At 59.2% G+C, this 11,157-nt stretch carries 7 protein-coding genes; 2 read left to right on the top strand and 5 right to left on the bottom strand.

All coding sequences use genetic code 11. The features are described from left to right. The 4 genes from Q363_RS10190 to Q363_RS10175 form a co-directional block, all read right to left on the bottom strand. The coding region (locus Q363_RS10190; RefSeq protein ID WP_035349685.1) for an ABC transporter permease at nt 1-591 on the bottom strand (591 nt) is incomplete at its 3' end. Between the two features lies 1 nt (nt 592). Next, the gene (locus Q363_RS43925; RefSeq protein ID WP_245632144.1) at nt 593-907 is read right to left on the bottom strand and encodes a permease prefix domain 1-containing protein; all 315 of its coding nucleotides are present in this window, start codon (nt 905-907) and stop codon (nt 593-595) included. Beyond that, a complete protein-coding gene (locus Q363_RS10180) occupies nt 904-1,275 on the bottom strand; it encodes a PadR family transcriptional regulator (RefSeq protein ID WP_035349683.1) in 372 nt (123 codons plus the stop codon). Before Q363_RS10180 ends, Q363_RS43925 begins: the two co-directional genes overlap by 4 nt. A gap of 251 nt (nt 1,276-1,526) precedes the next feature. After that, nucleotides 1,527-3,833 (bottom strand): winged helix-turn-helix domain-containing protein, encoded by a 2,307-nt coding sequence (locus Q363_RS10175; RefSeq protein ID WP_084080200.1) that lies wholly within the window; start codon nt 3,831-3,833, stop codon nt 1,527-1,529. A gap of 244 nt (nt 3,834-4,077) precedes the next feature. Between Q363_RS10175 and Q363_RS10170 the strand changes: the two genes are divergently transcribed. Together Q363_RS10170 and Q363_RS35980 are read left to right on the top strand one after the other, a co-directional pair. Beyond that, nucleotides 4,078-4,521, top strand: coding sequence for a hypothetical protein (locus tag Q363_RS10170; RefSeq protein ID WP_035349681.1), 444 nt, complete (start codon nt 4,078-4,080; stop codon nt 4,519-4,521). A gap of 680 nt (nt 4,522-5,201) precedes the next feature. Beyond that, on the top strand, nt 5,202-7,799 hold the full coding sequence (locus Q363_RS35980) for a capsule assembly Wzi family protein (RefSeq protein WP_051978624.1): 2,598 nt from the start codon (nt 5,202-5,204) through the stop codon (nt 7,797-7,799). Nucleotides 7,800-8,200: 401 nt separating this feature from the next. On the opposite strand, the gene Q363_RS10155 is transcribed toward Q363_RS35980, so the two are convergent. Continuing rightward, nucleotides 8,201-10,981: a polysaccharide biosynthesis/export family protein gene (locus Q363_RS10155; RefSeq protein ID WP_169746958.1), complete on the bottom strand. Its 2,781-nt coding sequence runs from the start codon at nt 10,979-10,981 to the stop codon at nt 8,201-8,203. Nucleotides 10,982-11,157 lie beyond the last annotated feature (176 nt).

The raw sequence follows: 11,157 nt of genomic DNA, 5'->3' as shown, positions 1-11,157 counted from the left end.
CCGCAGACACCACCATGCCGGATTGGCGAGGTACGTCTTGCCGTCTTCAGGAGGATTGCCCCACGCATTCAGCTCCGGACGGCTCTGCAGTGGAATCCAGAAATCGGTCGATCCGCCTGCCTCTGCACCTTCGAAACCTTCCGCCGCAACTCCAACGATCGTCGTGCCCACGCCGTTCACGAAGAGGGTTTGGCCCAATACGTCTGGATTGCGCGCAAAGCGCCGCGTCCAATAGTTGTAACTAAGAACGGCAATCGGTGCGTGGTCGCGCTCATCTTGTTCAGTGAATCCGCGGCCTAGCTGCAACTTTACGCCCAGACCAGAGAAAAAGGCACCGCTCACCATGTCGCCTTCCGCTTCCTCCGGTTGCGCGCCAAAACGAACGGATACTTTGCTGCCCGACAAGGGGACGTAAGCGATCACCTGCGAAAGTCCCTGCGACTGGCGCCGCAACGCATCGTAGACGGGATAGGAGAATGTCTCGTTGGAATCGATGGTGCCGGTGCCGCGCGGTGGATTGGATGTCCTCAAGTACACCACACGATCCGGATCAGACACCGGCAGCGACCGCAGCAGCACGGCGTTCAACACGCTAAAGACCGCCGAGTTGGCGCCGATGCCGAGCGCCAGCGTCAGGATCGCCGTGACCGTGAACCCCGGACTCTGCGATAGCGACCTGAAGGCGAATCGAACGTCGCGCAGGAGCTTTTCCAGACCTAACCCATCGGCTTTTCAGGTAAAAGCGCTCCTGTGCAGCGCGGATGCTGCCAAACTCACACCGCGCCTTCCTCCGGGCTTCATCCTCGCTCAGCCCCTCGTGCCGAAGGTCGTCGGCTTCGAGCTCAAGATGCGCTTTGATTTCCTCCGCAAAATCTTCCGCACTTCGCTTGCGCCGGAACATGCTCATGCCTCCTCGCCTTGCGGTCCGTTGCCGGAATCGAGAATCAAACCCATCGCGCGCGTCAGCCGCCGCCATTCACCGGCCTTCTCCATCAGCTGTTCACGGCCCTTCGGGGTCAGTGAATAGAACCGCGCTTTACGGTTGTTTTCGCTCACCCCCCATTTCGCGTGAATCCATTTCTTGTCTTCCAACCTCTGGAGTGCGACATAGAGCGATCCGTGGTCGACAAAGAGCACCTCTTCCGATTGGCGATGAATAGAACGCGCCACGCCCTGTCCATGGCACGGTCCGAGGAGCAGGGTCTTCAGAATCAGCAGGTCCAGGGTGCCCTGCAACAGGGCGATGCGGTCGTCGTTGTTCTCTCGGGTAGACATACGACCCAAGTGTCCGCCCGTTCGGGTAGAATGTCAACCCATATGAGACGCACTCCAAGGTAAGGGTTGCCAGACCATCTGGGAGTTGAGCGGCTCAGCGAATTCCAAAGCGTTCGTCGTCACTTATTCGGTAGTGGTCGATATGGCAGCTTCGCCAGGAAATGCATTCATTTCGCGCAGCACATCCACCTCGTTCGACCAGAAGATGTAGTGACTTGCATTAGGCATCGGACTACATGTAGCGCTGTCGGCTATTCCTGGCGGAAGTTCTCTACCATCTTGATAACGCTCTGGGGATCGTTCTGAGTGTAGAAGATGGTGCGCCCGTCTCGCGACGCGCTTAAGCTGGGCTGCCCACCGCTGGGTTTTTGTTCAAGTGACAGAACTGGCGTAATCCGCCGGGTGGCGAAGCTGTAGAACTCGATCGTAGGACGTGGTTCGGCGTCGACGTCGAGCAGGTAGAGTCCGCTCTCCGTCACGGCCCAGTGTCCAAAGTAGGTTACTTGCGGCTTGCCGGTCACCACAGGCGACTCGCTGCCTCCGCTTGCGGGCATGCTCCATATCCCAGGTTCGTCAAATTTGCTGTAGTAGATGGTTCGCCCGTCGTAGGACTCAAGAGGAGCAAAGCCGCCATGCTCAGTCAGCCGTCTCTCTGACCCGTCCTCAAGAGAGTGCTTCCAGATCTGCCTGCTTCCCGTACGCGGGGAGGCGAAGTAGATGGACCTGCCGTCACGGGACCAACTTGGCACTACATTGTCGGAGTCACCATGCGTGATCGCATGAAGGTTCCTGCCCTCTGCATCAACGACGTAGATATGGGAGTAGAGATGAACGTTATCCTCTACGCGGGCATCGAAGGCGATCCATCTTCCATCGGGCGACCAGCGCGGAGTGCCAGAGAACCGGCCGATGGTCGTCAGTTGCACCGGATGATTGCCCTCCGAGCTGTTCAGCCAGATCTGGGGTGTGCCGGAACGTGCTGATTGCAGCGCAAGACGCGTCCCGTCTGGGGAGGGTTGGGCAGCGTCTTCCATAAACTGTGAATAGATGAGCTTCCTTGTACGAAGTACTGGGCCGCCTGCCTTCGAAAGATCCGCTCGCCAGATTGCCGCGGGAAAAAAGGCACTGGAAGAACCCCCCGTCTGGCTCTCCGCATAGGCAAGCCTGCGCCCGTCCTGGGAGATCGAACCCACGCCCGGGTAGACCATCTCAGGTTCGAGCGGGCCGCCTGCTACCGGCACCCTCCAGGGGCGCACCATGTTTCCTCGCGTCGAGTAAAGGACGATGTATTTGCCGTCGGGTGTCCACATCGGGTTCCAGAAGAAAGTACCGTCTGAAAAAAGGCGCCTCGGTGGGCCACCGGTAAGCGGCACGGCATAGAGCTCGCTATAACCTGCGTCGGTATGATGAAAAAATGCCACGGTTCGTCCGTCCGGGGAGAGCGCATCGTCGGCGTGAAAGTCTCCGGGAGATCCGGTCGCCAGACAGCGCTTCTCACCGGTTGCAAAGGAGAAGAGCACAACCGCTCGCGGACCACCTGGGGTGCACTGGTCGAGCATCACCATAGCTTTGCTGTCGGGAGTCCAGGCAGGCCGGCCCGCGACCATGTCCCGGCAGGGCGAGTTCGTCAGTCGACGCTCGGGGCCGCCGAGTGCGGGGACCGTGTAGACCCCATCGCGTTCGCTATTGCAGCGGGCAAAGGCAATCTCCCGACCATCCGGCGACCACTGCGGCGGGCCGGGAACACCGTCGCCCCGCTTGTGGTGTGTGATTTGTAGCGGCGTGTCGCCTCCCACCAGCTGCACATAGATGTCGTAGTGTCTGCGTTCCACGCCATCCCAAACGAACGCGATCTGACGCCCGTCAGGCGAAAACGACGGGGATCTCGCGTCTCCGGGCGCGCTCGTGAGAATCGAAGAACTCAGATTCGAAGACACCCTGTTCGGCTCGCCCGAAGATGGCGTAGGCTGGCTCCCAAATTGAACTAGGGCGGATCGAAGAGACGCAGATCGAATGAGCGCGGTGATTCCAATCGCTGATACGACGCATACGATGATTAGGGCTAACTTCCTGGAGAGCAGCCTTCGACGGTCTTGCTTCTCGTCAGGTGTAATCGTACGGACTTCAACGCTCCCATTGCTCTGTTCGCGCGCGTTGAGTCCAACCTGTTCGGATCCCGCAGTCACTTGAGGCGAAGCGCCGCCATTCTGCGTATCCCCTGGTTGGGATACGGGCGCGACAAAGCGATAACCCTTCTTCGGGATGGTTTCGATGTAGAGAGGCTTGTCGGCCGAATCGCCCAAGGCCTCGCGGAGCTTCATGACAGCAGAATTCAGGCTGTGGTCGAAGTCGACGAAGGTGTCGGATGGCCAGAGATGCTGGCGCAATTGCTCGCGTGTGACCATCTGCCCCGCGTGCTCGAGCAGCAGGAGCAGAATGCGCGCCGGCTGTTCGCGCAGCTTGACGACGGTGCCATTGCGGCGCAGTTCTCCACTCGAGGCGTCCAGTTCGAAGACGCCGAAGCGCCAGGTCCGTGGAGTGTCGACCGGCATGCCCATTAGCGCGCTCCTCTGGGCAAAAAAACTTTACACCTTTTTCAATTGGCAGTTCCAGCAGAACTCGAACCAGCAATCTATTCGAAGGTTAAAATCCTTTTGTTTCAAGGGCGGAGAGCGCCATAAGCAGATGATGACCGAATGATCTCCAGAGCATTGAACGGATCGCCGCAGCGGCGCACATTGCGAATATCCCAAGCGGTAGTTGGAGCAGCACAAAGCCGCAGGATCATCGAGGAGGTTCGCCATGTTCCGTATATCTTCCATCCTTACCTGCGCAGCTCTGGTGCTTTCGCTTGGCGCGGCGCTCTCTGGACCGGCGGCAGCACAGGATCAGTCGGTAACCGTCAACATTCCATTTAACTTCTCCGCCAACGACCGGAATGTGCCTGCAGGCAAATATCGCATCTCACTGCAGGCACCGCGGTATCTCTTGTTCGTCGACACCCAGTCCACCAGGAAGCAGTACCTGATGTTGGTCCAGCCCACCTGGGAGCAAAACAGTAAGGGCCGGGGGCACCTGATCTTTCGGCGGTATGGAGACAGCAACTATCTCTACCAGGTCTGGATGCCGGGCCAGGGTGAGGGCCGGCAGTTCGCACGCAGCCGGACCGAGCAGGAGACGCTGCGGGAACTGAAATCTTCATCGCTCGCACATGTGCAACTTCCAACTGGGCCGGCACAGCATTAATCCGTCCAGGCATGGAAGCGTACGACCCTCCTTGGGAGGACTGCCGGGGCGAGCGGCGACGGGTGAAACGCAAAGGGCGTCGACTTCCGTCGCTGTTCGCCTCGGACCTGCTCCCCAGGGGAGTTGCTTCTGCGGGATTTACTCCTGGCTCCCTTGGCAGGCAGGATCATCCGGCCTCCGACTCTCTTCACTGGGATTCAGAGAGGGACAAGATATCCGTAAGCGACAGCGTTAAGGTGACGGTCACCCCGAGTAACGGGCTACTCCGAAGGGAGCGACTAGGGCAGGAAACCTGATGTCAAGCCCCCCAAAAATCACAAACCAAACAAAACAAAGCAAATAAAGGCCAAAAAAGTTGCCGATTCATTACCCTCACCCTGCTAGACTTATTTGAGAATCAAAGAAGACCCGGCGACGAGAATCAAAGAAGGCCCCGGCGACTCCCACCGTGACTTTCCCCTTTAGAATCAAGATTTTTGACCAGTAAACCCTTTATTTTGAATATTTTGCCTCCTTAAAATCTCGTATCTCTATGTAAAAAGGCAGCTTACAAAGCGATAGGGGGGAGGGGGTTGCCTCCAAGGGTTCAGAAACGCTCCCCCCGCGACACGCTATGGTAGCCTCCTCGTAGGGGTCGCAATCGTTCACTGGGAAATGCACAGCCACCTCGAAACTCATCTATGCACGTGACCCCGAAAAGGCTATTCCTACCGCTCTTTTTTTGGGCGTCGCTGCTGATCCAACCTTCGGCCTTCGCACAAAACGCGGCACTTAGCTCCAGCGCGCTCCCCGACGCGCCCGAGCCCCAAAACACCCCTGCATCGCCGGCACCTGCAAAACCCGCGACGCCGCAGCCCGAAGACATCACCCTCTCCGGAACTCCGAAGCGACTCCTCCGCGACCAGGAAGCCATCTGGACCAGCCCGCTTCGCCTAAAACCGAAGGACGCAATCTGGCTGGTCCCCTTCGGGACCGCAACCGGACTGCTCATCTCCACCGACCAGCACACGATGACGCAGGCCATCCACCTCAACTCGAGCGATCAAAGCAAGGCCAACACCGTCTCCAACGGAGCCCTCGTCGGAATCGGAGCCATCCCCGTCAGCACCTATCTCTGGAGCCTCTTCAACCACTCTCCGCAGGCTCACGAGACCGGACTGCTCGCCGGCGAGGCGCTCGTCAACGGACTCGCCGTCAACGAGGCCCTCAAGCTGGTCTTACGCCGCGAGCGCCCGCCCATCAATAACGCCGCCGGAGACTTCTTCAGCTCCAAATGGAACGACGGCTCCTTCCCGTCCAACCACGCGGTCCTCGCCTGGTCGATGGCCTCCGTCATCGCCAGCGAATATCCCGGCTGGCTCACGCGAACCGCGGTCTACGGACTCGCCGGAACCGTCAGCGTCAGCCGCGTCCTCTCCTATCAGCACTTCCCCTCCGACGTCCTCGTCGGAAGCGTCACCGGCTGGCTCATCGGCCGCTACGTCTACCACGCACACCACGACTACACGCTCAACCCCTACGAAACTCCGCCGCTGCCCGAAAACTACATCGCCCACACCACCGGACCCTCATCAAGCGCGGGTTCGCTTCCCGCGCCTCCACCGCCGCGCCAGTTCGCCCTGCTTCCGCCCGATCCCATCCCCAATCGGACGCCGCCGCCCTTCGACGCCGACCCCGACACCATCGGCTCCACCAACGTTCCGATGGACAGCTGGATCTATCCCGCTCTCGAGCGGCTGGCAGCGCTCGGCCTCATACCCACGCAGAGCATCTCCATTCGCCCCTGGACCCGCCAGGAGTGCCTCCGCCAGCTCCATCAGGCTCAGGAGATCGCCGACCGCGTCGGAAACCAGGCCGGGTTCGTCCGCGAGGCCCGCCGCCTCATGCCCGACCTCGAGCGCGAACTCTCCACCGAGTCCACCTCCTACCAGGAGCTCGCCCTCGAGTCCGTCTACGCCCGCTACGGAACCATCGCAGGCCCCGCCCTCGCTGACAGCTTCCACTTCGGCCAGACCTGGTGGAACGACTTCGGCCGCCCCCTCGGCCGCGGCTCCAGCTTCATCGCAGGCTTCTCCACCCGCGCCCACTACGGCCGACTCTTCTTCTACGCTCGCGAAGAGTACCAGCATAGCCCCGGAAATCCCGCCGAGACGCCGGAGAGAAATGCGCTGATCAATCAGCTCGACAGAATTGAGGCAAGCGATCCCTTCATTCAGCCCATCCCCGGACGCTCCGCATACGAGCGCCAGCGGCCCCTCGAGCTCTATGGCGGAGTCGCCTTCGCCGGCAACGCCCTCTCCTTCGGCAAGCAGGCGCTCTACTGGGGACCGACCACAATGGGTCCTTTAGCCCTCTCCAGCAACGCCGAGCCTACCTACAACTTCCGCTTCGTCTCCACCCGTCCCCATCCATTGCCGCTGGTCCCCTCCCTGGGGACCTATCGTTTCGATATCGTCCTGGGCAAACTCTCCGGGCACTCATATCCAGAACGACCCTGGTTCAATGGGCAGAAGATCGATTTCAACTTCGGCAGTAATCTCGAGATCAGCTTCACGCGCTGGTCTGTCTTCTGGGGCGTAGGACACCCCATAACGCTGCACAGCTTCAAGGAGAATCTCTTCAGCTTCAGCTCGACGGGAAGTTATGTCGGCAATGGCGCTGCGCCCTACGGCGACCGCAACGATCCGGGAGACCGCAAGAGCAACTTCGATTTCCGTTACAAGCTGCCGTTCCTGCGCAGAATAGTCACGCTGTACGCCGATGCTTACTCCGATGACGATCCAAACCCGATCGCCGCGCCACGCCGAGCTGTTTGGAATCCCGGAATCTACTTCGCGCGGTTGCCTTTCCTGCCTCATATGGATCTCCGCGTTGAGGCAGTCAGTTCCACCGGCCTGGCCACTGATTTCGGCGGTCAGCACTTCTTCATGAACAACCAGTACTTGGACAGCAACACCAATAAGGGTTTCATGCTCGGCAACGCCATCGGGCGCGACGCTCGCGCCATCGAAGGCCGTAGTGGATACTGGTTCTCCGCAAGGACCCGAATCGAAGGAGGATACCGTCAAAACAAGGGAGGCATCGCCTTCCTTCCCGGCGGCGCGACGATCACCGATGGCTTCATCAATGGTTCCTATGCCATCAACCGCCACTGGCAGGCACAGGTCTTCACGCAGTATGAGCGGTTCCTGATCCCCTCTTACATGAATGGATCACAACACAATACGAGCGGCTGGTTCCAAGTCACTTGGACTCCTGATTTCAGCGTCAGACAATGAAGTAGAAGCTGTCTCGATAAGAGTCGCTGTTTCAACTTTGCTTCGGCGATTAGAAGTCCTACTCAACTCGCGGCCTTGCGATAAATGGCCAGGGTTCCACCTGCCGTCTTGCTCGATTCAAATTGCACGCCCGTTGAACGTCGCGTTCGGATAACGCCCGTTGGTCCTCGTCCGCTAACAACCGCTGAAGGCCAACCGCTATCGCCGCCTCATCGTTTGGATCAACTAGCATCGCACGGTCTCCGGCACCTTCCGCGACGGATGGGATTGCAATATTAGAATTGCTATCTTGAATAAATCAATTCTCGTGGCGTCATGATCCTTCGTGGTTTCACTGGCCGCACGATGCCACACTCCTTGCGATGAGTTCTATTCGTCCACGAACTTATTCAATGACATATTTATTGTCCTAACACCGTGTTAGCAGCGGCAATCGCGATGCCAAATTGGCCTACGATCTGGGCGATGTCTACAATAAGACGCATTGTCTTGCCTTTATCCAGATTCAGCGGAATCACGACCGTATCTCCCGGATACAGCCTCACCGAGTCAAAGCCGCTTCCGCGCAGGGACGAGCTGTACTGCTTGCTGATTACAGCTCCTCCGGCACGAATAACGTAAGCGCGGTTCTTGTCGGCATCGCGGTTCGCTCCGCCGGCCAAGCGCATATAGTCCCCCAGACGGCGATGCGGATCGTACAGGAATGAATTTTGATTGTAGACCGCTCCATCTACGCTTACCGTTGAGGGGACTCGCGGCACAATGAATCTGTCGCCATCCTCCAGTGGCAGATCCGGGAGCTGAGAGATGTCGCTGGCATCGGGAGGAAGTTCGAGTACGATGCGTCCCGTGGCACGAGCCTGACGTAAGTTAGTGATAATGTTCTGCGCCTGCGCCCGTTGTGCCGCAGCTGCCGCAACGTCCTGTGCGTTGATCGCCGCTCCTGCGTTGTTGGTTGCAGCCGTGTTCGCCTGCAAGGCAATCTGGTCGACGTACTCGTTCAGCCGCTGCTGCTGCACGCGTCTCGTCGACTCGCGAGTAAACTCCGACCCGTAGAGATAGGCCTCCGGAGTCAAGCCTCCGGCCCTCTGCACAAGCTGGCGCAGCGTTTCACCCGGCCGCACGCTGTAGATGCCCGAGGAGACAAATTCTCCCTCCAGCCGCACAAAGCGGGTCTGCTGGGACTGCGGAACACGGATGTCTGCCTTGGAGAAGATCGTGACGACGTCGCCTGGCAATAGCTCCAGATTTTGCGAGGCGTCGCCTTCAAGGACGACCCGCCCCAGGTTGAAGGGAAGCAGCGACGTGGTCAGGTTAGCCTTGCTCTGCCGTTCAATTACGGCATACGACCAGTCGATGTCCGGCTCATTCAGTTTGATATCGTTCTTCGGCAAAAACTGACCCGCAGTGGCGTTGCTTACCGTCGTTCCCAGGCTTGCGCTCGCCGTACTCATACGGTTTGACGTCGTCGTATCCTGCATCGGCAACGTGGTGCCCTGCATGCTGCCCTGGGTCTGCATCTGCTGCGCGTTAGTCTGCACGGCGTACAGATTATTGAGGTAGGTTGAAACCTCGTTTGGCTTTCCGCAATCCAGTCCTCCATCGGTCGCCCTTTGGAGATTGCCATCCACACCCGACACACCAGCGGCACTACGCGGAAGAGAGACGCCGTCGCTAAAATAATTTACCGAGCTGTCACCGCTCGCCACCGGCAACCCTGTCAAGTACGCGTTTCGCATAGAGGAGTACTGCCAGTACGGATCCTCCCCACCCTCTCCGACCGGAACACCATAGCGGAGATTGGGAATACCGTATGGATTCAACGGTAGGCAGGTCGGAACATAGGTCATCATCGGCTGCCCAAGCTGGCTGCGCTTCAGCCAATAGTCACGCGTGATCAGCGCCTCCTTGTTCGGCAGCAGGTCGCGAATCCGCATCCCCGGCTTCCATCCGTAACGCCCCGGATTGGCCACATTGCCGCGCAGCGTCACGGCGTCTTTGTACTGGTTCGCCACAGCGACGAGTTCCAGCAGGTCGCCGTCCTCGAGCACGGTCGCCATCCCCCGCGCATCCAGCGGCACCTCCGTGATGCTGCGCATCTGACGCTGGTCCACGCGCTCCAGGCGAACCTTCTCACCCGAAGCAACGTTGGTCAAGCCAGCGGCAAGCTCCAGCACGTCACTGATCGTATTACTGTCGGCGGCCTTCAGCTCATAGATGGCAGGTACCTTTACGCTTCCGGCAACTGCCACCTGCGGGCCCACGGGAGGAATATAGATGACATCGCCTGGCAGCAGCGGCAAGTCGTTCGACTTATCTCCGCGCAGAAGCAGATCGTAGAGATCGAAGTCCACCAGTTGCTTGCCCGCCCGCTTCAGCTGGATATGTCGCAGGCTTCCCTGCGGCGTCGGTCCGCCAGTCACAAAGATCGCGTTGACCAGCGTACTCAGCGAGCTAATGGTCCAGCTGCCCGGCCGCCTCGCCTGGCCAACCACGAACACTTGAATTGACTTCAGCTGCCCCATGTTTACACTCAGATCGAAGTTGCGGAAGAGCTTCCCCATCTGCGCCTTCAGGAAAGGCTGCACCTGGTCGAATCTCAGACCCGCAACGTGTACCGTACCGACCTGCGGAATTAAAATCTCGCCCGCGCGGGACACGACGAAGCGACTGTTCAGGGTTACCTGGCCCCACGCCTGGATCAACAGCTCATCGTTCGGACCAATCACGTAGTCAGGCGTGACCGGAACCTGGTTTGCAGGCGCAAAGGTCGAAGGCGGATTCCGGAATAACTTTGCCCCATAGATGGGCAGCATCTTGCCGGTCGAGTTGGCCACCATCTGCTGAAACTCGGTCGGTGGATCGAGCGGCAGACGGAGCTCCGGAGTCACGAGCTGCTGCTGGGTCTGGATTGGGAGCTGAGTCCCCTGCAGAGGGGTGGTCGGTGATGTCGGCTGTAGAACGGCCCCCTGAGGAACCGTCGTCTGCTGCTGATTCTGCTGCATCTGTTGGGGCTGGACCTGTTGGTTGTAGGCCGCGCAAGTTGGGTCTGCTGGATCGCAGGTAACCTGCTGTCCCGATCCCCCAAGAGTCTGAACCGGCAGTTGGGCAAGCGAGGCGGCCGCTCCGCAAGACAGCAATATCGCACAGCCAACTGCATGCCGCATGGAACCAGACCACATCTGCCCTAATCCTCGCAAACCGCTCAAGCCCTTCAAAATCCTCCTCAACCTCTCGCTCACCATAACGATCGATCGATACCCGCAAACCGCAAGATATCTTTCAGAGTCGTTGCTTCCAGCATACTCGAACAGGCCCGCAAGGCCAGAAGAAAGGCTCTCTATGCAGCGAGCGAGAT

The organism is Edaphobacter aggregans DSM 19364 (genome assembly GCF_000745965.1).
In the GTDB taxonomy this organism is placed as follows: Bacteria; Acidobacteriota; Terriglobia; order Terriglobales; family Acidobacteriaceae; genus Edaphobacter; species Edaphobacter aggregans.
Note: the sequence above shows the minus strand (reverse complement) of the source record. Positions and strands in the feature narration are given on the sequence as shown.

What these genes read in the sequence shown, in the direction of transcription:
- Q363_RS35980 (WP_051978624.1), top strand. Translation starts at nt 5,202, where the DNA reads ATGCACGTGACCCCGAAAAGGCTATTCCTACCGCTCTTTTTTTGGGCG.
- Q363_RS43925 (WP_245632144.1), bottom strand. Translation starts at nt 907, where the DNA reads ATGAGCATGTTCCGGCGCAAGCGAAGTGCGGAAGATTTTGCGGAGGAA.
- Q363_RS10155 (WP_169746958.1), bottom strand. Translation starts at nt 10,981, where the DNA reads ATGTGGTCTGGTTCCATGCGGCATGCAGTTGGCTGTGCGATATTGCTG.
- Q363_RS10170 (WP_035349681.1), top strand. Translation starts at nt 4,078, where the DNA reads ATGTTCCGTATATCTTCCATCCTTACCTGCGCAGCTCTGGTGCTTTCG.
- Q363_RS10175 (WP_084080200.1), bottom strand. Translation starts at nt 3,833, where the DNA reads ATGGGCATGCCGGTCGACACTCCACGGACCTGGCGCTTCGGCGTCTTC.
- Q363_RS10180 (WP_035349683.1), bottom strand. Translation starts at nt 1,275, where the DNA reads ATGTCTACCCGAGAGAACAACGACGACCGCATCGCCCTGTTGCAGGGC.